The following is a 24,182-nucleotide window of genomic DNA, read 5'->3' on the forward strand; positions in this document are numbered from 1 at the left end:
CGTGATGAGGACATCCCCCAAGAAGGCACGACTGTCGGTCTATCTGGAACCGAAGCTGCTGGACGCCCTGACCGCTCATGCGGCGCGGCGCGATCTGTCCCTCTCCCTGGTGGCGGAAGCGGCCATCGCATCCTTCCTGTCCCCTGATGCTGATGAACGGCGGGAGGCGGCGATGAGCCGCAGGCTGGACCGTCTTGACCGGCAGGTCGCCCGCATGGAGCGGGATCTCGGGATCAGCCTTGAGACGCTGGCTCTGTTCATCCGCTATTGGATGACGGTCAGTCCACCCTTGCCGGAACCAGCGGCCGCTGCGGCACGGGCACAAGGGGCGGAACGGTATGAGGCGTTCGTGGCGGCCCTCGGTCGGCGACTCAGCCGGGGGCCGTTCTTCCGGCAGGAGATCCCGGAGGATGTGCCTCCCACATCGGAATTATGAGGTCCGCAGTCAGCAAGTAAAAGCCGCATCTGTTACGATCCTGTACGACCGCAGGAAAATACTGTTGAAATCGGGAGAAAACAGCACTCTCTAATGATCCCCGTCGTCGTCCGGGCAGGCCGGATGACCCAAGCAGACGGGGGATTCCCATGGCGGTCACACCGATTGAAAGTGCCGTCCGACAGCGTGGGATTTCTATGCTGCGTACAGCGATGGGAGCAGCGATCGCGGGGCACCTTGCCGATCCTGCCGTGGTCGAGGTGATGCTCAATCCGGATGGGCGGCTGTGGATTGACCGGCTGTCCGAAGGGTTATCCGATACGGGTGAAACCGTCACCCCGGCAGATGCGGAGCGCATCGTGCGTCTGGTGGCCCACCATGTCGGGGCGGAAGTGCATGAAGCAGCACCCCGCGTGTCGGCCGAACTGCCAACCGGGGAACGGTTCGAGGGATTGCTGCCGCCCGTTGTGACAGCTCCCAGTTTCGCCATCCGCAAGCCCGCCGTCGCCGTGTTCACCCTCGACGATTATGTCGCAGCCCGGATCATGACCGATGCTCAGGCCCGTTTCCTGCGTGGGGCCGTCGCGGAGCGAAAGAACATTCTGGTTGCAGGCGGCACCTCGACCGGCAAGACCACGTTGGTCAATGCCCTGCTGGCCGAGGTCGCGAAAACCGACGACCGGGTCGTGCTGATCGAAGATACGCGCGAACTGCAATGTGCGGCACGCAATCTTGTCTCGCTCCGCACCCGCGACGGCATCGTGACCCTGTCCGAACTGGTCCGTTCGGCCCTGCGTCTGCGCCCCGACCGTATCCCGATCGGCGAGGTGCGCGGCCCCGAGGCGCTCGACCTGCTCAAGGCGTGGGGCACCGGCCATCCCGGCGGGATCGGCACGCTCCACGCTGGTACCGCCATCGGCGCCCTGCATCGTATGGAGCAGCTCATTCAGGAGATCGTCGTCACGGTGCCGCGCGCGCTGATCGCGGAAACCATCGACGTGATCGCTGTCCTGTCCGGACGCGGCAATGCCCGCCGGTTGTCCGAACTCGTCACCGTGGACGGGCTCGACCCCACCACAGGCGCCTATCGTATTCATTCAATTGATATCGATGGAGATTTCCAATGACCCCCACGCTGTTGCGCGTGCGTCGCCACGCGCCTGGCCTTTCCGCCATGCTGCTTCTGTCCATCGCATGGTGCTCCTCGGCTCTGGCGTCTGGGTCGGACATGCCATGGGAGGAACCGCTCAACCAGATCCTGGAATCCGTGCAGGGACCGGTGGCGCGTATCGTGTCGGTGATCATCATCACCGTGACCGGCCTGACCCTGGCGTTCGGGGAAACCTCGGGCGGGTTCCGTCGCCTGATCCAGATCGTTTTTGGCCTGTCCATCGCTTTTGCCGCGTCCAGCTTCTTCTTGTCGTTCTTCTCCTTCTCCGGTGGAGCACTAATCTGATGGCCGCCGGATATGACGATGACGCGGTACCGGGTTTTCATGTCCCGGTGCATCGCTCGCTTACCGATCCGATCCTGCTGGGCGGGGCACCCCGGACACTCGCGATTGCCAACGGCACGCTGGGGGCGGCGATTTCGCTGGGCCTGCGGCTCTGGCTGGTCGGGGCCGTGTTCTGGATCGTCGGGCACAGCCTCGCGGTCTGGTGCGCTAGGCGCGATCCGCTGTTCGTGGAAGTCGGCCGGCGGCATCTTCGCTATCCCGCCTGGCTGCGGGCATAGGAGGTATCGATCATGATGTCCCTTGGCGAATATCGCAACCGTGCTGCCCTCCTGTCCGACTTCCTGCCATGGGCGGCGCTGGTCGAGAAAGGTGTCGTCCTGAACAAGGACGGTTCGTTCCAGCGCACAGCAAAGATACGCGGTCCCGATCTCGATAGCGCCACGCCTGCCGAACTGGTGGGTGTGACGGGACGGCTGAACAATGCCCTGCGTCGGCTTGGCTCCGGCTGGGCGGTGTTCGTGGAGGCCCAGCGCGTGCCGGCCACGCTCTATCCCGAGAGCGACTTTCCTAATGCGGCCAGCCAGATGGTCGATCTCGAACGGCGCGAACAGTTCGAGGATGAGGGCGCGCATTTCGAGAGCCGGTATTTCCTCACCCTGGTCTGGCTGCCCCCTGCGGAATCATCAGGCTGGGCCGAGCGTTTTCTGTATGAAGGCAGGGAACGCGATGGTCCCGATCCGTATGGCATGCTCCATGCCTTCGTGGATCGCTCCGACCGGATGCTGGCTCTGCTGGATGGGTTCATGCCCGAGGCGGCGTGGCTGAATGACGCCGAGACGCTGACCTATCTGCACAGCACCATCTCGACCAGGAATCAGCGCGTCAGAGTGCCGGAAATTCCGATGCACCTCGATGCGCTCCTGGTCGACCAGCCGCTCGCGGGCGGCCTGGAACCGAAGCTCGGTGATGCGTTTCTGAAAACCCTGACGATCACAGGTTTCCCCAGCCGGACTTTCCCCGGAATTCTGGACGACCTGAACCGGCTGGCCATGCCGTATCGCTGGTCCACCCGTGCCATCCTGCTCGATAAGACGGATGCGACGAAGGTGCTGACGAAGATCCGTCGACAGTGGTTCGCAAAGCGCAAGAGCATCGCAGCCATTGTCCGGGAGGTCATGACCAACGAGGCCTCGGTTCTTGTGGACAATGACGCCGCCAACAAGGCGGCGGATGCCGACCTGGCCTTGCAATCACTGGGCGCCGATGATGTCGGGCAGGCTTACATCACCGCGACCGTCACGGTGTGGGACGGCTCCGCGTCGATTGCCGCCGAAAAATTGCGGCTGGTCGAGAAGATCATTCAGGGCCGCGACTTCACCTGCATGACGGAAAGCCTCAACGCCGTGGAAGCCTGGCTCGGCTCTCTTCCCGGCCATGTCTACGCCAATGTCCGCCAGCCCCCGGTCTCGACCCTGAATCTGGCGCATATGATCCCCCTATCTGCCGTGTGGGCCGGGCCGGAGCAAGACGGGCATTTCAGGGCAGCACCGCTGTTCTACGGCAGGACGGCGGGTGCCACACCGTTCCGGTTTTCCCTGCATGTCGGCGATGTGGGTCACACGCTGATCGCGGGACCAACAGGAGCCGGAAAATCTGTCCTGCTGGCGCTGATGGCGCTCCAGTTCCGCCGCTATGCGGGATCGCAGATTTTTGCCTTCGATTTTGGTGGCTCCATGCGTGCGGCGACGATGGCAATGGGAGGAGATTGGCACGATCTCGGCGGCGGCTTGACCGATGATGATCCATCGGAAGAACAGGGTGGCAGTGTATCGCTCCAGCCGCTGGCACAGATTGACGATCCCGACGAGCGCAAATGGGCCAGTGAGTGGCTGGGGCAGATCCTCGTGGGTGAGGGGATAACGCTTAACCCCGAGGTGAAGTCCCATCTCTGGTCGGCCCTGAATTCCCTCGCGTCATCGCCCGACCATGAATGCACGATCTCCGGCCTAGTGGCGCTCCTCCAGTCCAACGTCCTGAAGCAGGCTCTCGCCTCATACTGCCTCGGTGGTCCTTATGGCCGGTTGCTGGATGCGGACGCCGAGCGGCTGGGCGATGCCGATGTCGTGGTGTTTGAAACCGAGGGGCTGATCGGTTCTGATGCAGCCTCTTCCGTGCTGTCCTATCTGTTCCACCGCATTGAGGGCCGTCTGGATGGTCGCCCGACCCTGCTGGTCATTGATGAGGGATGGCTGGTTCTCGATGACGGCGACTTTGCTGGCCAGCTCCGCGAATGGCTGAAAACCCTGCGCAAGAAGAACGCGTCGGTGATTTTTGCCACTCAGTCCCTGTCCGATATTGCCAATTCCCCCATTGCTCCGGCTGTGGTCGAAAGCTGCCCGACGCGGATATTCCTGCCGAACGAGCGGGCGATCGAACCGCAGATCATGGCGCTCTATCAGGATTTCGGCCTGAATGACCGGCAGATCACGATCATCGCCCATGCGGCGTCCAAGCGGGAGTATTACTGCCAGACCCAGAGGGGAAACCGCCTGTTCGAACTGGGCCTCGGTCCTGTGGCGCTGGCATTGTGCGCTGCGTCCGGCAAAGACGATCATCGACTGATCGATAGCGTGCTGACCAAGCACGGGCGGGATGGTTTCCTGCCTGCGTGGTTCGAGGCACGTGGTGTCATGTGGGCCGCCGATCTTCTGCGGGAAGGGGGCGCGTCATGATGGAAAAACTTTTGCGTATCCGGGCAAAAGATTTCCGCTCCGGATATGTCGTGGCCGTGGGAACGGCTCTGGTTTTTCTCGTGCCGGTCGTGCCTGCCTATGCGCAGTGGGCGGTCTATGACGGCGCGAACCACGTCGAGAACGTGCTGATCGCGGCCCGGACGCTCCAGCAGATCGACAATCAGATTACCTCGCTGGCCAATCAGGCGCAGATGCTGGTCAATCAGGGCCGTAATCTGGCGAGCCTGCCGCTTTCGACATTGGGCACACTGCAATCAACAATTTCCCAGACCACTTCGCTGCTCGTGGAGGCGCAGAACATCGCCTACAGCGTCCAGTCCGTCGAGCAGCAATACCGGCAGGCGTACACGTCCGTGTCCTCTGGCATGTCCGACAGCGCCCTGTTCGGTCAGGCACAGACACGCTGGCAGAATTCCGTCGGCGGGTTCGAGGATGCCCTGAAATTGCAGGCCCGCGTGGTGGGGAACATCCCGAGCGACAGCAGCGCCATGACGCAACTGATCTCGGCCAGCCAGACCTCCGCCGGGGCGTTGCAGGCCGCGCAGGCGGGCAATCAGCTGATGGCCCTGCAATCCCGCCAATTGTCCGACATTCAGGCCGAACTTGCCGCCAACGGTCGCGCCACGGCCCTGCAACAAGCACGCGATGCCGCGACGGAAGCGGAAAGTGATGCGCAGTATCAGCATTTCTCGCAGCATGACGTCTATGTGCCCGGCACGGTGTCCATGTTCGGCAGCAGCGGGAACTGACGGCCATGGCTACCAATGACGTGGGCGTTATTGATACATTCCTCAATACTTTCACGACCACGATCGACAGCGGCTTCGGTCTGCTGAAAGGAAACGTCGTTTCTCTGGCCGGAACACTCTCCGTGCTGGATATCGCGCTGGCCGGTCTGTTCTGGGCCTGGGCGGCGGATGAGGACATCATCCAGCGTCTGGTGAAGAAGACGCTGTATATTGGCTTCTTTGCGTTCCTGATCAACAATTTTGACCATCTTGCGAAGGTGGTGTTTGACAGTTTCGCCGCTATGGGCCTGAAGGCCGGGGGTGGCAATCTGACATTGTCGGACTTCCTCCGTCCCGGACGGCTGGCCGCGACCGGGTTCGATGCGGCCCAGCCGCTGCTGGAGTCCGTTCATAATCTTCTCGGTCCCGTCGCGTTTTTCAAAAACTTCATCCAGATTTTTGTGCTGTGCCTGTCATGGCTGATCGTGCTGGCGGCGTTCTTCATTCTCGCCGTGCAGCTTTTCGTGGCGCTGATCGAGTTCAAGCTGACCAGCCTCGCCGGTTTCGTGCTGATCCCCTTTGCCCTGTTCAACCGGACGGCCTTCCTGGCGGAGAAGGTGCTGGGCAATGTCGTGTCATCGGGCGTGAAGGTGATGGTGCTGGCGGTGATCTCCGCCATCGCCTCGGTGCTCTTCCGGCAGTTCAACACCTCGTATGGTGATGCCGTACCAACCATCGGTCAGGCGGTCTCTGTCGTGCTGGCCTCGATATCGATCGTGGGCCTGTCCATTTATGGCGGCAGCATTGCCAATGGGCTGATCTCCGGCGCCCCCCAGCTTGGCGCGGGCGCCGCTGTCGGCACGGGTATGGCGGTCGGCGCCATGGGCGCTGCTGCCGTGGCCGCACCCGCTGCGATCGCATCTGGCACCGGGGCCGCCCTCGGCGCGACGGCTGCTGCCGCACGGGGAGGGGCTACGATCGCGGGGGCTGCCACGACGGCCTACAGCGCCGGGGCAGAAGGAGCCGGCGGCGCCGGAGGTGTGGCGGCCGGGATCGGCGGCATGGGCCGGGCGGTCGGTGGTGCTGCCATGAACGCGGCGAAGGGCAAGGCCAGCGCGGCAGGCTCATCATTGAAGGAAAGCTATGCCGCCGGTGGCCGCTGGGCCGCGCGCGGGATGGGTAGTGGGAATGGCGGCGGCGGAAGCGGCGGTGGTTCCGGTACGGGGCCATTGGGGTCAGGTGGGGATGGCAATCCCGGAGGTGGCAGTCCTTCGGGTAACGGCCCATCGGGAGATGGCGATCACCCTGGTTCCCCGCCCAGCGGCGAGCCACCGCGCTGGGCGGGGAACATGAAGCGCCGCAAGGCCGCAACCCATGCCGCCGAGGCGGCTCATGTCATCCGCTCGGCCGATGGCGGCGGCGGCAGTTCCAGCATCGATCTGTCGGAAAAGGAATGAGGATGATGTTCCGTCGCTCGACCACACGCTACGGGACCACGCCCGAACCCGTGACCCCGTATCAAAAAGCCGCGCAGGCGTGGGATGAACGGATCGGCTCTGCCCGTATCCAGGCCCGTAGCTGGCGGCTGATGGCCTTTGGTTCGTTGTTCCTGTCCGCAGGCCTTGGGGCCGGGCTGGTCTGGCAGTCCGCGCGCGGCACCATCACGCCATGGGTCGTGCAGGTGGACCGTCTGGGGCAGGCGCAGATCGTGGCGCCAGCAACGGCGGGTTATACGCCCACCGATCCGCAGATCGCCTGGTATCTGGCGCAGTTCGTTCACGACGTGCGTTCCCTGTCGTCGGACGCTGTGGTGGTCCGGCACAACTGGCTTCGTGCCTATGATTTCACCAGCGTTTCCGGCGCGGTTGCCCTGAACGATTACGCCCGCCTGAACGACCCGTTTTCGCGGATCGGCCGCGAGCAGGTCGAGGTGGACATCGCCTCGGTGATCCGGGCCTCTTCCGGCAGTTTCCGTGTCGCCTGGACCGAGCGCCATTACCGCGACGGGGCCTTTGTGGGCACCGAGCGATGGACCGCCATCGTGTCTGTCGTGCTGCGGACGCCCCGTGATGCCGATCATCTGCGGAAAAATCCCCTCGGAATCTACGTCTCCGCCATCAACTGGTCGAAGGAACTCGGACAATGATCCGCACGCTCACGCGCGCCCTGCCGTTGCTGATCCTGCCCCTGGCCGGATGCGCGCAGCATTATCATCCGCCCGTCATCCGTTACGATGACGCTGTTCAGGCCACGCGCCTGCCGGACCCACCGAAACCGGTTCAGGTGGTCGAAGTCCCGAAACTGCTTCCCCTGCCGGGCCAGCTCAAGCCGGTGCCCTCACGACGCGCGGTCCATCCGGCCCCTGAAGTCTCGGACCCCACAACTCGTGTGACGCAGGCCAATCTGGCAGCGCGCATTCAGCCCACGCGAGCCGGGTTCATCAATGCGGTGCAGGTCTATCCTTATTATCCGGGCGCCCTCTATCAGGTCTATGCCTCACCCGGCGAGATTACCGACATCATGCTCCAGCAGGGCGAAAAGCTGGTCGGCACCGGACCGGTCGCCGCCGGCGATACGGTACGCTGGATTATCGGCGATACCGAGAGCGGGGCGGGGGCCACGAAGCGGATTCATATCCTGGTCAAGCCAACGCGGCCGGACCTGACCACCAACCTGATCGTCAACACCGACCGGCGGACCTACCTCGCCGAACTGAGATCGACGCCCGCGACCTATATGGCGTCTGTGTCCTGGGACTATCCAGAAGACGATCTGATTGCCCTGCACCGGCAGGACAGTGCGGCCGATGATGCTGACCCTGTTGATGCGGGGCTGGATCTGAACGCGCTGAATTTCCGTTATGCCATCCAGCCGGTGAAAGGTGGCACGCCGCCCTGGCTGCCCGGCCGGGCGTTCGATGACGGCCACAAGGTCTACATCGCCTTTCCAGCCGGCATAGGGCAGGGGGAACTGCCGCCACTTTTCGTGCTGGGGGCGGATGGTGGCCCGGAACTGGTCAATTATCGGGTCCGGCAGAACTGGATGATCGTCGACCGCCTGTTTGCCGCCGCCGAACTGCGCCTGGGTGACAAGCATTCCGAGCAGCGTGTGCGGATCGTGCGCACCGATGGACGGCGGATATGACCGGGCAGGCCCCGACAGCGGGAAGCCCCGCAGGTGCTGCGTCACCGCCACCGCCCGATCTGCGTCTGCGGGCCGATCGGCCGCGCGTGGTCCGTCTGTCGCGCACCGTGGTCTGGTCGCTGGGTGGGGTCGGGATGGTCGCGGTGGCCTTCGCGCTGGGCTATGCTCTTCAGGCCAGCCATCGGCCGCCATCCCCGCCCGCTACGCAGGACACCGATGTGCGTCCCTCGGCCGACGGGCTGGCCGGACTGCCGTCCGATTATGTCGGAAATGGCGTGCCGAATCTGGGGTCGCCCCTGCCCGGTGATTTGGGCGGGCCGATCCTCAATGCGCAGCGGCAGGGACGTGCGGGGCCGGTTCCCGGCATGGGGGATCGTCGCGGCGAGCAGGAGATGGAAGCAGCGCGGACCAGTCGGCTGTTTGCGCAGGTCGAGGCGCGGGAGGGGCGGAGTGGGCAAGTGGTCCCGGCACAGGCAGTGTCCGGAGCGCAGGCATCATCGGCAGGAACCGACCAGCAGGCTGGCAATCGCGCTTTTCTGGCGGGCCAGCCGGACCGTGCGACGGTCAGCCCGGACCGAATTATGCCGCCTGCGTCCCCTTATATCCTTCAGGCGGGCACTGTCATCGCTGGTGCGCTGAACACGAAAATCAGCTCCGACCTGCCAGGCCAGATCACTGGCCACGTCACCCAGAACGTCTATGACAGCCCGACCGGGCGCTATCTCCTGATCCCGCAGGGCAGCACCCTGTTCGGAGCCTATAACAGCAGCGTCTCCTTCGGGCAGCAACGCACCCAGATCATCTGGACCCGGTTGATTTACCCGAACGGGGAGAGCCTCGTGCTGGAAAAGCTCCCCGGTGGCAACGCTATCGGCCAGTCAGGCCTGTCCGATGAGGTGAACAATCACTGGGGCCAACTGTTCCGCGCAGCCCTTGTCACGACCCTGCTCAGTGTGGGTTCGGAAGCGGGCACGTCATGGAATGAGAATAACCTGATGCAGGCGATCCGCAGCGGCGCCAGCAATGGCTTCTCCATGGTCGGCAACCGGCTGATCGATCGCAGCCTGAACGTCCAGCCCACGCTGACCGACCGGCCGGGGCTGCCATTCACAGTCCTGGTCGGGCACGACCTGCTGCTCAAACCCTATCGGGATCAGGGAGATATACGATGACGGACCTGAAAATCAGGGAACTGCCTGATGAGAAACCGGTCAGAATGACCGTGGCGTTACCTCCCGATATCCATCGCGACCTGCTTGCCTACGCAGCACTTCTTTCCGGTAGCGGTGAGGCAATGGATCCAGCCCTGCTGGTGGCACCCATGCTCCGGCAGTTCATGATGTCGGACAAGGGATTTGGCAGGGCGCGGCGGCAGGCAAAAGCAGCATCACCGGAAAAGTAGCCTCACGGTCGAAGGGATTCGAGATACCGGACGAAGGTTTGGGCGCAGGGATTTTCATTGTCGGGCCGCCAGACAATGCCGAATTCCAGATGGGAGGAACCTTCCGTATCCCGGATTTCCACGATTGCGATGTCATGGCCATGCTGGTCGCGGATCAGGGGCAGCCACGAGGCTGGAAGCAGGGCGATGCCTTCGCGGTTCTGGACGAGTGCGATGACCCGGTTGCTGCCGATATCATGACGGCGGATTCCGGGATGCGTATCGGCTTCGCCGAGTTTTCGCCGGATAAGTTCCTTGAAATCCTGACCGGCATTATCACGTCCGATCAGGAATGTTTCATGACGCAGGTCTGATCGTACTGCGACGCCGTGACGGCTTTCGTCGGGCGTTCGCGAATTTCGATCCCGACATCGTCGCGCGCTTTGACGAGCACGATGTCGAACGCCTGATGGCCGATCCCGGGATCATCCGTGCCCGGGCCAAGATCGAGGCGACGATCGGTAACGCGCTTGCCTATCTCGCCATGCAGGAGCGGGGCGAGGACTTTTCAGGGTTCGCGTGGGGCATGGTGCCGGACGCGCCGATCCGGAACACGACCGGTGCCGTGCTGCCGCAGTCGCCGCTCTCGCAGGCGATGTCGAGGGCCCTGAAAGCGCGGGGATTCAAGTTTGTCGGGCCGGTGATCGTTTACGCCTGGATGCAGGCGGTCGGGATGATCGATGATCATGACCCTGTCTGCTTCCGGCATCACCAGCATAGGGCAGGGTGAACGGGCAGACTTCTTCCGCGCCGACCGAGGCGCTGGCGGGACTGGTGGAACGGGTGACGTTTCACAACGCCGAGAACGGCTTCTGCGTCCTGCGGGTGAAGGTGCGCGGACAGCGCGATCTGGCCACTGTTGTCGGCCATGCCGCCATGATCTCGGCAGGCGAGTTCGTGCAGATGTCGGGGCGCTGGTTCAACGACCACACCCACGGCCTCCAGTTCAAGGCGGAGTTTCTGAAGGCCAGCCCGCCGACCACGGTCGAGGGCATTGAGCGCTATCTGGGCTCCGGCATGATCCGGGGCATCGGCCCGGTTTATGCGAAGAAGCTGGTGAAAGCATTCGGCGAGGCCGTGTTCGACCTGATCGAGCAGGAGCCCGGCCGTCTACGGGAGGTGATGGGGATTGGCCCGAAGCGGGCCGGACGGATCGTCGCCGGCTGGGCGGATCAGAAGGTGATCCGCGAGATCATGCTGTTCCTGCATAGCAACGGCGTCGGCACCTCGCGGGCGGTGCGGATCTTCAAGACCTATGGCCAGGACGCGGTTAAACTGATCAGCGAGAACCCGTACCGGCTGGCGAAGGATATTCGCGGGATCGGGTTCAAGACCGCGGATCAGATCGCCAGGAAGATGGGCATCGCGCCCGACGCCATGATCCGGGTACGGGCAGGGATTTCCTATGCGCTCGGCGAGGCGATGGATGAAGGGCATTGCGGCCTGCCGGTCGGGGAATTGCTGACCAGCACCGCTGAACTGCTGGAGGTTGCCACCCCTCTGATCGAGACGGCCCTCGCGCTGGAACTGGAAGCGGGAGATGTGGTCGCTGACAGTGTTGGCGAAACAGACTGCATCTTTCTGGCTGGTCTCTATCGCGCCGAGCAGAGTATTGCCGAACGGCTGCGCGCCTGCGCCGTCGGTCGTCCGCCCTGGCCGGAGATCGATGCTGACAAGGCCATGACCTGGGTGGAAAGGAAGACCGGGCTGGCTCTGGCCCCCAGCCAGCAGGAGGCGGTGCGCCTGGCCCTGCGCAGCAAGGTCCTGGTGATCACCGGTGGTCCCGGTGTCGGCAAGACCACGCTGGTCAACGCCATCCTGAAGATCGTGACGGCCAAGGGCACGGACGTGCAGCTCTGCGCGCCGACGGGCCGCGCGGCGAAACGCCTGTCGGAAAGCACGGGGCTGGAGGGGAAGACCATCCACCGCCTGCTGGAGACGGACCCAGCAACCGGCAGTTTCAAGCGGGACGATACCAACCCGCTGATCTGCGATCTGCTGGTCGTGGACGAGGCCAGCATGGTGGACGTGCTGCTGATGCGCTCCCTGCTGCGTGCATTGCCCGATAGCGCAGCCCTGCTGATCGTGGGCGACGTGGACCAGTTGCCGTCGGTCGGACCGGGGCAGGTGCTGGCCGACATCATCGGCTCCAACGCCGTGCCGGTGGTGCGGCTGACGGAGGTGTTTCGCCAGGCAGCGCAGAGCCGGATCATCACCAATGCGCACCGGATCAATGAGGGCAGGATGCCCGAACTGAGTGCGGAAGAGGGATCGGATTTCTACTTCGTCGAAGCGGCCGACCCGGAGATCGGGCTGCGCAAGCTGCTGGCGCTGGTGAAGGACCGCATCCCGGCGCGGTTCGGGTTGGACCCGGTTCGCGACGTACAGGTGCTTTGCCCGATGAATCGGGGCGGCCTTGGGGCGCGGTCCCTGAATATCGAACTGCAGCAGGCGCTGAATCCGCCGGGCGAGGTGAAGGTCGAACGGTTCGGCTGGACCTATGGGCCGGGCGACAAGGTGATGCAGATCGCCAACGATTATGACCGGGATGTCTTCAACGGGGACCTCGGCGTTATCGACAGGATTGATGTGGAAGAGGGCGAACTGACGGTCTTATTCGATGGTCGGGAGGTCGTTTATGGTTTTGGGGAACTGGACGAGCTGGTGCTCGCCTACGCCACGACCATCCACAAGAGCCAGGGATCGGAATACCCGGCCGTCGTCATCCCGCTGGTGACCCAGCATTACGCCATGCTGGCGCGGAACCTGCTCTATACGGGTGTGACACGGGGGCGGAAGCTCGTTGTGCTGGTCGGGCAGAAGAAGGCGCTGGCCATCGCCGTGCGGAATCAGGGCGGCAGACGGCGGTGGTCGAAGCTCAGGGAATGGCTGGTAGACAGCACCGCATGATGGGATGCGGGGGGCGTGTCTCCATGTCGGGTTCCGCCCGCAACTCGGTCATCGAAAGCACGCTGATTCATTCCACGAAGCGGACAGTCCGAAACGCAGAATAGTTGGCCATGCGTGCTTCAAGCGACGCAAGGTGCCCGATTGACAACAGATTCGTTCCGAAATCACAATAGGGCAGCCGCTTTTGATTGTGGTAAATTCGATGATAATACGGACACTTGACGATGCAATCCCCCATGCGGCCTCGTTTTTCTCCTGCCATCGTTATCGCCAGTGTCTTTCTGTCGTCACACATCGCAGTTGCCCAGGCTCCGGCCGAGCGGGCCAACCAAGCTGTCAAATCGATGTCGCTGGAAGAGCAACTGGCTGTTGTCTACAGCCGGGACGGCGGTGGTTTTGGTGCAGCTTCCATTCCTGAGGGGGCTCTCGGTTCTGCCGCCTTCCTCCGGTTTCCCGCGCGCCTCGGCTTACCCAATCTCGAATACTCCGATGCAGGATTAGGCGTCGGAGATCCACGTCACGTGCGCCCTCACGGGGTTGCTGTTTCGCTCCCGGCGGGTCTGACAACGGCCGCCACCTGGGATCCAGACATGGCGCGCGAAGCCGGTCGGATGATCGGCTCCGAAGCCTGGCACGCTGGCTTCAATGTTTTGCTGGCGGGCGGTGCGGATCTGACTCGCGATCCGCGCAATGGCCGCAATTTCGAATATGCGGGCGAAGATCCGCTGCTTACGGGGCGTATCGTCGGCGCGACAATCGCGGGCATTCAGTCCCAGCACGTTATTTCTACGGTCAAACACTTCGCGATGAACGATCTCGAAACTTCGCGGATGACCATGAGCGCCAATATCAGCCCCCAAGCCATGAGAGAAAGCGATCTGCTGGCTTTCGAGATCGCGATCGAGATTGGGCATCCGGGGTCGGTGATGTGTTCCTACAACCGCGTGAATGATCTCTACGCCTGCGAGAATTCATATCTTCTGACCAAGACCCTCAAGCAGGATTGGCATTATCCCGGTTTCGTCATGTCAGACTGGGGCGCCGATCACACGACCGTACGTGCCGCGCTTGCCGGTCTCGACCAGGAGTCGTCCGGAAATACGATCGATTCACGCCTCTTTTTCGGAAAGATGCTGGCGGAAGCTGTCCACAGGGGCGACGTCCCAAAAGATCGAATAGCCGATATGGCGCAACGCATCCTGTACGCGGTGTATGACATTGACCTGCCCGCACATCCCCCGGTGGTCGGACCCATCGACGTTTCAGATGACATGGCCGTGGCCCAAAAGGACGAAGAGGAAGGCGCGGTCCTGCTGAGGAATGTGCATAATATCCTTCCGCTACGTCGAGATATGCACGTTCTGGTCGTGGGAGGGCACGCCGATGCCGGCGTTCTGTCGGGCGGTGGATCGGCGCAGGTTCCGGCGATCGGCGGAAACGCGGTTCCGATGAACGACGCCAATTTTCCCTGGCCCGGTGCGCCCGTCTATTTTCGCTCGTCTCCATTCAAGGCCATGCAGGCGCTCGGGTTGGGCTCTGTGACATACGAGCCCGGGACAGATATCCCGCGAGCCAGCAATGCAGCACGCTATGCCGACGCCGTCGTGGTTTTTGCGACCAAATGGTCGGTGGAATCCATCGACTCTTCCGATATGGCACTTCCGGAAAGACAGAACGATTTGATCGCCGCACTAGCGAGGGCCAACCACCATGTCGTCGTGGTCCTCGAAACAGGCAATCCGGTTGACATGCCGTGGATAAACGACGTCGAAGGCGTCATGGAAGCCTGGTATCCTGGCGCGGCAGGCGGACATGCCATCGCGCGCCTGCTCTATGGTCGCGCCAATCCGTCTGGCCATCTCCCCATGACCTTTCCGCGAAGCGCAACGCAACTGGCCCATCCGGATATTGCCGGTGTGGATGCGAGAACCGCCTTTGACGTGCAATTCCACACTGATCAGGAACTCTTCTATGATGAGGGAAGCGAAGTCGGTTATCGCTGGTTCGATAGCCAACGCCAGACGCCACTATTTCCTTTCGGCTTCGGGCTGTCTTACTCACAATTTCGCCTGAGCAACCTCCAGCTTCATCCCGGGCCGAAGACCCTGTCAGCCAGCTTCACCGTCACCAATACCAGCCAGCGCGAAGGCGTCGCGGTGCCGCAAATCTATGTCACCCTCCCGGACGGAGGCGGCCGTAGACTGGCGGGGTGGCAACGCATCATTCTGGCTCCCGGCAAAAGCAAAGCCACCACCGTTGCGCTTGGTCCGCGTATTCTCGCCCATTTCGATGCCGCGCATGATTGCTGGCGCGTACCTGCTGGCGATTTCCGCGTGCGCCTTGCGGAAACGGCATTGGACGACGGCGCCGCACGTGTCGTTACTCTACCGTCATGGATAATGGCCCCGTGATGCCGGAGATGCGTAGGCTCTCATAACCAGTGGTTGGGGCTATCTCGATGAGATGTCTGCTTCTGATTGCTTTAAGTCCATAGCGGACCTTCCGTTTGTTCCCCCGTACATGACGGCTCCCCGCAAGATAATATCAGACAGTGATTTGGCTAATAATGAGAAACGTATGTCCGTCAGAATGAAACAGTTTTATCTGGCGGTCCTGATCGTCTTCGGCCTGGGCGCGGCATCCGTAGAGGCGCGGGAGGTCATTCCCCTTGAGGTAGACGACCAAGATATCGCTGCGACCCTGGCTATGGTTGACGGCCAGAGCGGTCTCTTCATGTTCGATAGCGGCATCGGCACCTCTGGCATCACGCCCGCTACGGCAAAACGGATCGGGTGCATTCCATGGGGCAAGGTCACCGGCTTTCGGGCGATTGGCGAGCGGCTCGATCTTTCCCGATGCAACACGACAAGCGTGACCGTTGGCGCATTTCGCGTATCGATGCCGCAGGTGGTTGTCATCGACCTCGAAAAGTTCATGGGGCCGTCGGCCCGGAAGTTCGCTGGTATCCTGGGCCTCGATCTCTTTGCCGGACAGATCGTGACCCTTGATGTCGCCGATAACCGCGTCGTTTTAGAGGATCACCGGAGCCTTGCGGAGATCAGACGTGCCGCTACCGAGGTGCCGATACGGTTGGTCAGGGCAGCTGAGGGGGCCGCGCTCACGGTCGACCTTGGCGTTCCCACGCGACAGGGACTGCTCTGGATGGAGATCGACACGGGTAATTACGGTCCCTCGCTGATCGATAGGAAGGCAGCGCCGCTCGTCAGCCTCGATGTAAACACGACAGCCCGACAGGACTGGCGCGTGAGGCCCAGGCTGGGCCTTGAAGCTTCAGGGAGCGCCGTGGTGCGTGACCTGATTCTGGACGGCGATCTGGGGCGCGACGTGTTGCGTCACTGGCTCGTCACCCTTGACTTGGCGACAGGCCAGGGCTGGATCAGGCAGTCGGAGCAATAATGCGTAAAAACCGCTTCGCTGCATGGCTTTGCAACGAGATCCGCTTTGCCTGTCCTGTTGCCCATTTGCGGACAGACCGGTTTCCCCCGAACCCGCCCGTCGGCTCCACGGTTTCGGAGCAGACAGGCGGGACTCGCCCTCTAAGTCGGTCATAAACTGGTTGCACGGGCGTTCCCGAAAGCGGACGCTCAGCTTAATGCAAAATTCACGGAGCCGCACCGTGCGTGGCGCGAGGTAGACTGAGCTTCGATCATGCCAACCAATGGAAAGTGACGTGAAAAAACCTGCAGAGCCGCAAGATTACGTCATCTTCCCAGAGGAGGCCATGAAGTATCTGCCCAAAGAGTGGAAAAACACCTGCATGCGATCAAAGAAGAAGGGCAGGGCATTTTAGACGCGGCAGATGAGAATCTGACCATCTTGAATCGTATCGTCCATGCATATCCCACTATGGCTAGTCTTCGTTACATTCAGCAGCGGCTCGCCTCCATCGGGTTTGAAGCGACGACGGAGTGGGTGCTTGAGAACGATATGCTTACATTGGCCTTCGTAATTACATATGCTCGTCTTGTCCAAGGTGGCATCGGCAGTGGTGTTTCACGAAAAACGCTACCAGCCGAGCTTCGCCCCGTTCATGACAACATCATTGAGCTTCGTAATAAACGCTATGCCCACAGCGACGAACACGAATCGATAACGAGGCGTCTAGAAGTCGGTTTCGAAGAGGGAAAGTTCGACATCAACGTCAATGTCAGCATGGGCTTTCATGTCGGGGGCGCACGCGAATGGAAACCTCTCGTTGCGCTTCTTGATGAATTAATGGTTAGTCGGCTTCATACCCAACTTGAAAAGTTGAAGGAGAAGACGGGTCGCGAATGGTCCTTCCCTAGCGGGCCGCCACCAGAATGGGTCCGATTTGACCCCGATAATTCGGCTTCGGCAGATGATGACATCTAACGTACGTTCATGAATCAAGGTTTTTGAAACGTGCGACACCACGCTAAATCTTCGTCGGGGCGCGACGCCAGGCCAAGCTTACTTTCATCATTCTCGGCTTCTCCGCCGTCTCCCACCGGTTCTTCTGCTCCTCTGACGGGTTTCAACAACCTAGCAGGCGCCGCTTGCCCGCGCCCTGCAGCTCATGCATCATTTCGGCATGCGTAGACCCTGTGTCATTTGCGGTTCGACAAAAACGGTGCGCTCCCACCTTTTGCCCGCCGCCTTTGGGCGCGATCTACGGGGCAAAGGGACAAATTTTTGGATAGGAAACACGGAGCGGCCCGGCAAAACAATAAGCCAATCTGGTGTATTTGACCAATTCCTGTGTGATGAACATGAAACACAGATTCATGATTACGAAAATTATGCGATTGAATTCATCCGCAATTTCTCACTCTCGCAGGCCGAAATTGACGCAAGAGCTTTCCGACGCGTTACCTTCGGCGGAAACGTGTATCAAGCCCCCGACGTCTTTATGTCAGCGATCCACCAGACCGTGCTTCCTAAGGATGCCTTTATGCTGACCCCCGCCCGAGGCGTGCAATGGGAGCAGCAAGTGATCCAATTCTCCCTCAACGGTCTGGCGTTTAATACGAAATTAGATCACGGCGAGTGGCCGCCCGTTATCCAAGGCGCAGTACTCAACCAGACACCGAACTGGCTCGCAAGTGGAGTCCATCACTGGGGTGAGAGGGAGTGGGAAGGATTCAAGGCGGCAGCAGCTCAAATGCAGAGCGGTGCATAAAATCCATGAATCACGTACCACCAATTGAGGCGCAGGATAAAAATCATCTAGCCTGGAGATATCGCCTGCGAATGTCTGGTAGCCGCTCGCTTTGCCCGAAAGCTGCCAATCCGCTCTCCCCCAAAGCCGCCTGTTTGCGCCTTCACGACCGTTGGTCAAAGTGGCGTGTATCAAAGTTCTTAACTACTTTTGAGGCAAATCATGCATACTGTCGCACGATCCCGGCACCGCCATTACGGTGGCGGCCGCGTGCTACGATCCGATTTAAGTGAAATAGACGTCAGACCATGCGCGGTAACGAAACACGCAATCAGCACTTTGTATCCCAGGTTGAGCAGAGGCTCAACGCGAGCAATCCAAACAGCACCAACGGTAATTCCCGGATTTACTCGTTTCGCATCAAGGATCGAGAGGCTTACCGGATTGAGCTAGAGAATCCCCGTGGGCGTACGATCGCATCGACCTTATCGATGCTTGACCTCTTCAGCTTCGACGTGCCGGGAGGTGGCCCGCTGCGTATGAATCTCGAGGCGCTGTTCCACAAGTACGAAGCGAATGTCGCGATCCACACCAAAAGCCTGCTCGAGAAGCTGGCAGCGGGTAGCGCGGACATCAAAACTGAGCTTATCGATCTGTTCGCCGCGAAATTGCTGAACTTCGTCCGCAATCCTTTCTGCATCCAGAAGGTGTTGAACAGCTTTTCCGGTGTTGGACAATACGAGCCTACTGATCCGGAACTGCTCGCCGTCTATAGACGGATCGTCAAAGGACAGAAGCCGCATCAGGCCCATCTATGCCAGCAAATCGACGTATCGCAGGAAGCCTATGTTGAGTGGCTCCGGCTGATCTTCGTTCTGTTGATGCAAATCGGGGACGACCAGCCGAACCTGTTCGAAGGCATGATCAAGGGGCTTTTTGAGGCGCGTGACACGCAGGCTGCAGCCTTTGTCTGGACCTACAACCAAGGCGTCTGCCTGCTATCAGATCGAAGCTACTGCCAGCCCATTCCAGACGGCGCTCACATGGCGATGTCCTTCAATCTATGCTCCACCGCCTTCGTAGACTACGTTTTCGCCGACGCCGCGACCCTGGTTGAAGGTCGCGCTGCGCCTGCGTTTGTGGCGAATGCCTTAACCGCCTGGCGGCAGCGGCCCCAGGCCACAATTAATGTGACAGTGACAAAGAACAATCGCCCAATGTTGGCCCGCTACAATCGGAGAATTATCGAGCAGGCACGCGAACGGGTCTACTGTGCGGAGAAGACTGGCATCATGCTGGCATAGCCAACCTGGCGCAGGTTAATGGCAACTTTTCTAAACATTTGGCGACCAAAACCCTTCGGTCCTCTCCCGCCTTCAAAGCCGACAATCCTTACGCAGTTGGTTAACTTCGCAATCTGGTCGGTGCGGGCAGAGCCGTTGAGGCAAAGCGAGCATTAGCCTGTTAAATCAATTCCAACGACTGCTAGCCTCACCTGATGGTTCAACTGCACCTCAAGGCTGGTTGCAAAGCTGTGCAGCCGCCCCAGCAGGGCCGAGAAATCAATCGCGGATCCGGTATCCGGGCATCGCCAAGTGCGGCGCTCGTTCATGGTCACAAGTAGGCAACCCGCCCGGCAATCATCATGTTGCATATACTGCCCGACTAGCTGGCATTCCAAAGCCTTCTCGAGATCGACAACGGAATACCCATTATTGGCAAGTTTCAATTCGATCACGGCCTTCGCATTCGAGCGCACCGAGAGGAGACGAATGTCCGTTTCCTTGTCATTGACCACGAGCGCCTCACGATCGACACGATAAGCTCCATTCTCGCGTTCCTGCAGGCGCTTGGCGAACCATACCTGCATATCCTTTTCCTTTTCGATACCGACCAGGATCGATCGCTCGGAAAACTCGTGCGCGCGAATATCGTGCTGTAAATCGGCAAGCCGATCCATCATCAGCCGGAACATGCCGTTGCAGCCCACCTGCGGGGCTTCGCCATAAAGCTCGATCTGCGAAAGATCGCGATCGGCCAGTGGGGGCCCTTCAGCTTCACTGGCCGCTTTCTCGCGCGCAATCTGGTCAAGCCTGTCTTTGAAACGGGCAAACAACGGGTCATTGCGCATAGCCTGCTTGATGGCCCAAGCCTCAGCGCCAGTGTGGGCGAGCAGAGCACTCAACACCGCTCCACGGCCATCCTGCGCCTCGTCGCGCGCAGTCGGACTGAAGACTCCGCCGCCCGCCCGGTCAATATCATCAGAGAGGCGGATTTCGGCATAGGCCAGCCTGACCAGTGAAAGAAGCATGGCGGGGGTGAAGTCCTGGTCAGTTAAATCGAGACAGAAGCGGACGCTGCGTCGGTCACCGAGCATGGCGAACAAATTTTCGCACAGGCGATACCGGGTTGGCGGATCAAGCATTCCGATATGTTGTTCCAGCAACCCAATAGCCTGTTGCGGCGCAGTGCTCAGCAAGAGCATCAACCAGAGCAGCGCGAAAGGCTTGCCAAGGCCATCCGACAAGTGGTTCTGCGCCAGAGTGATCAGACAGGATCGGTCGAATGAACTTCGAAGCAGGTAATCAATCGCCCCCTCAAGATGCCCATTCATTCGAGCCTGCTGCTGGTCACCGTCGAACGCCGCATTGGTTGTCGACAGCCACGCCCATACGCGCGGTGCGCAGAACTCAAGGACACGCTGGTCAGCCTGCAAGAGAAACCCGAGCAATCTCGGAAATTCAAAACTAACGGCATCATCTAGCTCGGCTAAAAGCTCCTTGCCAAGCGTGGCCTCAACGGCCTCAGGCTGATGCGTGACCAGATCCGCTATCCATGGGGGCAAGCCATTGAGCTCGACAAGTGCCAAGCGAGTTGCTGTCTCGGCATACTTACGTTCGAGATCACGTGCCCAACCCGGTTGCTCCGCCTCCGCATAAACCCCTGCGAGCGCATGGATCCACGTGTTCCAAACAGTGTTTCGTTCATCAGCAGCGCGCTCGCTGCGCAGCGGAACCTCGATAGTGCGCCAATAGGCGCAGAACACAGCGCGCACTCGTTCGGTGATCGCATCGTTGAAATGGGCCGAGATTGATGTGCTGTCCCAACGGGCACCCCAACATAGGTCTTTGGGGTCACTTTCAAGAGTCTGCGCAAAATCCCAAACTATCTTGGAAATACTCGCCTTTGAGAAATAGGCGTTAGGATCACGCAAGACGTCCTGCCGCCAGTCGATCCAAGTCTGGACAGCCGCAGCTTCCTCCGCCTCGCGCGCCTCTGTCTGCTTCTTCCACTCTGCTTCCTGCGCCACATAGGACTGATCCGGCTTCGCAGGAACGAGCCATCGCTCCAGCTTTTCGAGCCAAGCCGGATTATCTTTCGCAACGTCGCGCAGCGCTGCGACCCTGTCCTCAACCATCTGACCATCGACACGAGGCAGATATAGAGCGTCGCGGAAAGCCCCGGCTCGGATGCGCTGATCAAGTCCGGTGTCAGCCGCCACCTCCAACAACCAGTCGAAATCATCATAGTCAATTGGATTAACGGTCGAGCCGTAAACGATGTTCATTCCGAACTCGTCGTCATTACGGGCCGGCACATGGGCAGCGCAAAAGTGCCCCTCCGCTAAGTAGATGAATTTTCGCCAACTTCTAGGAGCATGGCGGAGCCACTCGATCACTTCTTCTGCAGGCTTTTTATCGCCAAATTCATTGTCCTTCAGGCGGGCAGCGATCACGGCGGCCTCGACCAATCCCTCGGGAGGCCGAAGGGTGTTGTCGAATTGACGCAGGCAAAACGCTGCCAGCGCCGACGTGAGGTGCCGATATCTGCTCGCATAATGCGGCCAGTGTTCGACGCGCTCGATGCTGTCTTCGATCAGGCGCGCTAACAAGTCGCGCAGCAACGTAACCTCCCCGTCAGGAAGCGTCCAAAGCGGTATCAGCCTTGGCAGTGTCCATTCGATCCCGCCGACATTGCGTTTGTCGACGTTAATCTGTCCAAGAAGCCGGACGAACTCTTCAGCTGAAAGATGCTTAGGAAAAAGTGGGTCAATCACCCCCTCCTTCACGCGCGATGGCCAGTGCGGCTCGCTCAGTAGTGATGCGACCAGGTTCGACAGCTCGCCGGGTGCTGTCATCTCTGCAAGAGCCGTAACAGCCGTCACACGATCGGTCGGCAACGCCTGGGGATCATTCGCCACTTCTGTTGCAATATCGCAGCAGTCTTCGATGCGCGCCGCTTGTATGAGATCGATCAGCAGTTCGCGGACTTCTGGGCTGGTGCTTCGTTCTTGCCAAAGCCTGCGGACGGTAGGCGACAGATCGGACGACGCAAAACGCAATACCTGAGGATAGGGAATGCGCACCCCGCGCCAGCCATCGCCTCCATAGCGTTCGACATAGGCCGCGAGGATACGGGAGCGCGCATTTACAGAAAAACTCTCCGGGTCGCCGTCATCCATCAAGGCCTCGGGCTCTCGGCGCACCATCTCGTCACGTACAGCGTCGTTTGTTATCGCCAACCAAGCCGCGACTGGGCGCATTGAAGGGAATACCAGATCCCGACCATAGCATTCGCCGAACAGGAGTCGAAACAACGCTGCCCTTGACATTTGGCCATCGGCGCTGAGGCGCTGAAGTCGTTGGGCCGCGAGAAATTCGGAAGTTGACCGGTGGTGAAACCGGACACGTCCATAACTGGCAAACCCGAACAACGGACGCTGCAGCAATTCAGCTCGGTCGCTTTCCGACCAGTCATGGAGAATGATCGACGGGTCGATCGCTGCTTCTGCCTCGTGTGCGTCAAGCGACAGGTCTGAAAAACGGATGGTTCTCTTGCGAGTCAGCACCTGCGCGAGTGCCAGCCGCTCGGCACCATCAAGGGCTCGTGCATCGGGCAGGCGGATGTGGCGCTTGCGCTCCCCTGTTTCCTGAAGTTTGTGACGGATATCTTCGGCGATCTGTTCAGAGCGGGTCCCCAGACGCTTATATTCGTTCCAATACGCACAGATCTCGATCAGTTCTTGAGGGCGTCGAGCGAACTCCCAAGCACGTTTATGGTCAATCTCCGCTAGTATTCCAGCTATGTTCTTGACTTTCTTGACTTCAGCAATCTGCTTGATCTGCTCGTTGCTCAACGGTGTGAGCCCGACGATACGGACGCCACTTTGCGGGTCATGGTCGAGCGGTGTTTTTTTCGTTTGTGACCGCTGCTTGCGTACCTCGCCGCTAATCAGACGCCGGAACTCTGCATCAGGATCTCTAGCAATATCCGGCGGCGGTGCTGGTTCGACGACAGGCACTTCACTAGCAAATGCATCAAAATCGAGCGCAATCGGCCGACTGGTGACGACAATCTTTGCCCGGTGAAGCTGGCCACCTATCGCGAGCGTGAGTTTGCGCAACGCGAGCCGGAAGCTGCCGTGAGACAACAGGAGTTCGTCGGCAGAATCGAGAAAGAAATGCGCTTCGGAGTGACCGTCGGCCAACCACTGCCGATAGCGCATCGTCTGTTCTCGGTCGAACAGGAGCGATAGTTCAGTCGTCGCAACAGCTTCGAGGCTGAGAAAGAACGCAGCCTTTTCATCGGCGAACAACCGCCTCGCCGTCTCCCGGCATTCATGGGTCTTGCCGGCCCCTGCGGCCGAGATCAGCAAAACCCTAGGTAATACTAGCAAATCATCCCATGTGAGACGCCCGCCAAGCCCCATAGCCCCGAGCGCATCCAGCTTGTCGGGGTCGCTGACTTCCTTCCGGCCGAGATCACGAAACGATCGCTGAACAGTGGAATTTTGATACTGCTTCTGAGCGCCTGCCATTCGTTTCTAACTGCCCATCTTATTCTGCTGGCGCAAGTACAATTCATGCCGAGGCCTGCCGCCTGCGTCGCCTATCGGCCGCTTCTGTCTGAACCCGACGGTCATGGTGGCTGTGGTGAATGGTCGACATGGCTGAAAGCTGCCGCACCGTCGACCCGGGCACGCAAGTATTGGGCAATAGTGTGGAAACGGCGTTTCGCTATTCTGTTGGTGGTGTGCGGTGACCGGCGGGAATTTCGGGTCACAGCGAGAAATCGGCGGGTTTGCGGACTAATTGGAATTCGAACACCTACAACGAATTAATCGATTGGTGCTTGGCTAACTCTGAGTAAATGCCGCTTTTCAGAGAGGCGGAC

General features: G+C 60.4%; 18 protein-coding genes and 2 pseudogenes. 18 read left to right on the forward strand and 2 right to left on the reverse strand.

Annotated features, from left to right (window positions below; genetic code table 11):
* Positions 1-4: 4 nt before the first annotated feature.
* From A0U93_RS15435 to A0U93_RS15485, 11 genes are all read left to right on the forward strand, one after another.
* Entirely contained in the window at positions 5-436 is a 432-nt protein-coding gene (locus A0U93_RS15435; RefSeq protein ID WP_025861363.1) for a ribbon-helix-helix protein, CopG family, read from the forward strand.
* 149 nt (positions 437-585) lie between these two features.
* The gene (trbB, locus tag A0U93_RS15440) at positions 586-1,563 is read left to right on the forward strand and encodes a P-type conjugative transfer ATPase TrbB (RefSeq protein WP_077808103.1); all 978 of its coding nucleotides are present in this window, start codon (positions 586-588) and stop codon (positions 1,561-1,563) included.
* Positions 1,560-1,892: a TrbC/VirB2 family protein gene (locus A0U93_RS15445; protein ID WP_025861360.1), complete on the forward strand. Its 333-nt coding sequence runs from the start codon at positions 1,560-1,562 to the stop codon at positions 1,890-1,892. The genes trbB and A0U93_RS15445 overlap by 4 nt, the downstream gene beginning before the upstream one ends.
* A complete protein-coding gene (locus A0U93_RS15450; RefSeq protein WP_025861359.1) occupies positions 1,892-2,170 on the forward strand; it encodes a VirB3 family type IV secretion system protein in 279 nt (92 codons plus the stop codon). Before A0U93_RS15445 ends, A0U93_RS15450 begins: the two co-directional genes overlap by 1 nt.
* Before the next feature lie 12 nt (positions 2,171-2,182).
* Positions 2,183-4,624 carry a conjugal transfer protein TrbE gene (trbE, locus tag A0U93_RS15455; RefSeq protein WP_077808104.1) on the forward strand — a complete coding sequence of 814 codons (2,442 nt, stop codon included), beginning with the start codon at positions 2,183-2,185 and terminating at the stop codon, positions 4,622-4,624.
* Positions 4,621-5,394 (forward strand): P-type conjugative transfer protein TrbJ, encoded by a 774-nt coding sequence (gene trbJ, locus A0U93_RS15460; protein ID WP_077808105.1) that lies wholly within the window; start codon positions 4,621-4,623, stop codon positions 5,392-5,394. Before trbE ends, trbJ begins: the two co-directional genes overlap by 4 nt.
* 5 nt (positions 5,395-5,399) lie before the next feature.
* Positions 5,400-6,830 carry a P-type conjugative transfer protein TrbL gene (gene trbL, locus A0U93_RS15465; protein WP_077808106.1) on the forward strand — a complete coding sequence of 477 codons (1,431 nt, stop codon included), beginning with the start codon at positions 5,400-5,402 and terminating at the stop codon, positions 6,828-6,830.
* A gap of 5 nt (positions 6,831-6,835) precedes the next feature.
* A complete protein-coding gene (trbF, locus tag A0U93_RS15470) occupies positions 6,836-7,519 on the forward strand; it encodes a conjugal transfer protein TrbF (RefSeq protein WP_077808604.1) in 684 nt (227 codons plus the stop codon).
* Entirely contained in the window at positions 7,516-8,517 is a 1,002-nt protein-coding gene (gene trbG / locus A0U93_RS15475) for a P-type conjugative transfer protein TrbG (protein ID WP_077808107.1), read from the forward strand. Before trbF ends, trbG begins: the two co-directional genes overlap by 4 nt.
* Complete coding sequence (locus A0U93_RS15480) at positions 8,514-9,689, forward strand: TrbI/VirB10 family protein (RefSeq protein WP_077808108.1); 1,176 nt, start codon at positions 8,514-8,516, stop codon at positions 9,687-9,689. The genes trbG and A0U93_RS15480 overlap by 4 nt, the downstream gene beginning before the upstream one ends.
* Entirely contained in the window at positions 9,686-9,919 is a 234-nt protein-coding gene (locus A0U93_RS15485; RefSeq protein WP_077808109.1) for a DUF2274 domain-containing protein, read from the forward strand. Before A0U93_RS15480 ends, A0U93_RS15485 begins: the two co-directional genes overlap by 4 nt.
* Before the next feature lie 2 nt (positions 9,920-9,921).
* On the opposite strand, the pseudogene A0U93_RS15490 reads toward A0U93_RS15485, so the two are convergent.
* A pseudogene (locus tag A0U93_RS15490) lies at positions 9,922-10,272 on the reverse strand (LysR substrate-binding domain-containing protein); the annotation flags it as partial.
* Between the two features lie 2 nt (positions 10,273-10,274).
* On the opposite strand from A0U93_RS15490, the pseudogene A0U93_RS15495 reads away from it, so the two are divergent.
* From A0U93_RS15495 to A0U93_RS15525, 7 genes and pseudogenes are all read left to right on the forward strand, one after another.
* A pseudogene (locus A0U93_RS15495) lies at positions 10,275-10,688 on the forward strand (DNA-3-methyladenine glycosylase I); the annotation flags it as partial.
* Positions 10,685-12,868 carry an SF1B family DNA helicase RecD2 gene (recD2, locus tag A0U93_RS15500; protein ID WP_077808111.1) on the forward strand — a complete coding sequence of 728 codons (2,184 nt, stop codon included), beginning with the start codon at positions 10,685-10,687 and terminating at the stop codon, positions 12,866-12,868. The pseudogene A0U93_RS15495 and the gene recD2, both read left to right, overlap by 4 nt.
* Before the next feature lie 236 nt (positions 12,869-13,104).
* Complete coding sequence (locus A0U93_RS15505) at positions 13,105-15,279, forward strand: beta-glucosidase family protein (protein WP_077808112.1); 2,175 nt, start codon at positions 13,105-13,107, stop codon at positions 15,277-15,279.
* A gap of 178 nt (positions 15,280-15,457) precedes the next feature.
* Positions 15,458-16,285, forward strand: coding sequence for a retropepsin-like aspartic protease (locus A0U93_RS15510; RefSeq protein WP_169852789.1), 828 nt, complete (start codon positions 15,458-15,460; stop codon positions 16,283-16,285).
* 345 nt (positions 16,286-16,630) lie between these two features.
* Positions 16,631-17,242, forward strand: a complete 612-nt coding sequence (locus A0U93_RS15515) for a hypothetical protein (RefSeq protein ID WP_077808114.1) — start codon at positions 16,631-16,633, stop codon at positions 17,240-17,242.
* 184 nt (positions 17,243-17,426) lie between these two features.
* Positions 17,427-18,029, forward strand: a complete 603-nt coding sequence (locus A0U93_RS15520; RefSeq protein WP_147151231.1) for a hypothetical protein — start codon at positions 17,427-17,429, stop codon at positions 18,027-18,029.
* Between the two features lie 287 nt (positions 18,030-18,316).
* Positions 18,317-19,312: a hypothetical protein gene (locus A0U93_RS15525; RefSeq protein ID WP_077808116.1), complete on the forward strand. Its 996-nt coding sequence runs from the start codon at positions 18,317-18,319 to the stop codon at positions 19,310-19,312.
* Positions 19,313-19,464: 152 nt separating this feature from the next.
* On the opposite strand, the gene A0U93_RS15530 is transcribed toward A0U93_RS15525, so the two are convergent.
* Complete coding sequence (locus tag A0U93_RS15530; RefSeq protein WP_077808117.1) at positions 19,465-23,826, reverse strand: NACHT domain-containing protein; 4,362 nt, start codon at positions 23,824-23,826, stop codon at positions 19,465-19,467.
* Positions 23,827-24,182 lie beyond the last annotated feature (356 nt).

The sequence above is a fragment of the Neoasaia chiangmaiensis genome (assembly GCF_002005465.1).
GTDB lineage: Bacteria > Pseudomonadota > Alphaproteobacteria > Acetobacterales > Acetobacteraceae > Neoasaia > Neoasaia chiangmaiensis.

What these genes read in the sequence shown, in the direction of transcription:
- A0U93_RS15480 (WP_077808108.1), top strand. Translation starts at nt 8,514, where the DNA reads ATGACCGGGCAGGCCCCGACAGCGGGAAGCCCCGCAGGTGCTGCGTCA.
- A0U93_RS15435 (WP_025861363.1), top strand. Translation starts at nt 5, where the DNA reads ATGAGGACATCCCCCAAGAAGGCACGACTGTCGGTCTATCTGGAACCG.
- trbE (WP_077808104.1), top strand. Translation starts at nt 2,183, where the DNA reads ATGATGTCCCTTGGCGAATATCGCAACCGTGCTGCCCTCCTGTCCGAC.
- trbB (WP_077808103.1), top strand. Translation starts at nt 586, where the DNA reads ATGGCGGTCACACCGATTGAAAGTGCCGTCCGACAGCGTGGGATTTCT.
- trbF (WP_077808604.1), top strand. Translation starts at nt 6,836, where the DNA reads ATGTTCCGTCGCTCGACCACACGCTACGGGACCACGCCCGAACCCGTG.
- A0U93_RS15450 (WP_025861359.1), top strand. Translation starts at nt 1,892, where the DNA reads ATGGCCGCCGGATATGACGATGACGCGGTACCGGGTTTTCATGTCCCG.
- A0U93_RS15520 (WP_147151231.1), top strand. Translation starts at nt 17,427, where the DNA reads ATGCATCATTTCGGCATGCGTAGACCCTGTGTCATTTGCGGTTCGACA.
- trbG (WP_077808107.1), top strand. Translation starts at nt 7,516, where the DNA reads ATGATCCGCACGCTCACGCGCGCCCTGCCGTTGCTGATCCTGCCCCTG.
- A0U93_RS15485 (WP_077808109.1), top strand. Translation starts at nt 9,686, where the DNA reads ATGACGGACCTGAAAATCAGGGAACTGCCTGATGAGAAACCGGTCAGA.
- A0U93_RS15510 (WP_169852789.1), top strand. Translation starts at nt 15,458, where the DNA reads ATGAAACAGTTTTATCTGGCGGTCCTGATCGTCTTCGGCCTGGGCGCG.
- A0U93_RS15525 (WP_077808116.1), top strand. Translation starts at nt 18,317, where the DNA reads ATGCGCGGTAACGAAACACGCAATCAGCACTTTGTATCCCAGGTTGAG.
- trbL (WP_077808106.1), top strand. Translation starts at nt 5,400, where the DNA reads ATGGCTACCAATGACGTGGGCGTTATTGATACATTCCTCAATACTTTC.
- A0U93_RS15445 (WP_025861360.1), top strand. Translation starts at nt 1,560, where the DNA reads ATGACCCCCACGCTGTTGCGCGTGCGTCGCCACGCGCCTGGCCTTTCC.
- A0U93_RS15505 (WP_077808112.1), top strand. Translation starts at nt 13,105, where the DNA reads ATGCGGCCTCGTTTTTCTCCTGCCATCGTTATCGCCAGTGTCTTTCTG.
- trbJ (WP_077808105.1), top strand. Translation starts at nt 4,621, where the DNA reads ATGATGGAAAAACTTTTGCGTATCCGGGCAAAAGATTTCCGCTCCGGA.
- A0U93_RS15530 (WP_077808117.1), bottom strand. Translation starts at nt 23,826, where the DNA reads ATGGCAGGCGCTCAGAAGCAGTATCAAAATTCCACTGTTCAGCGATCG.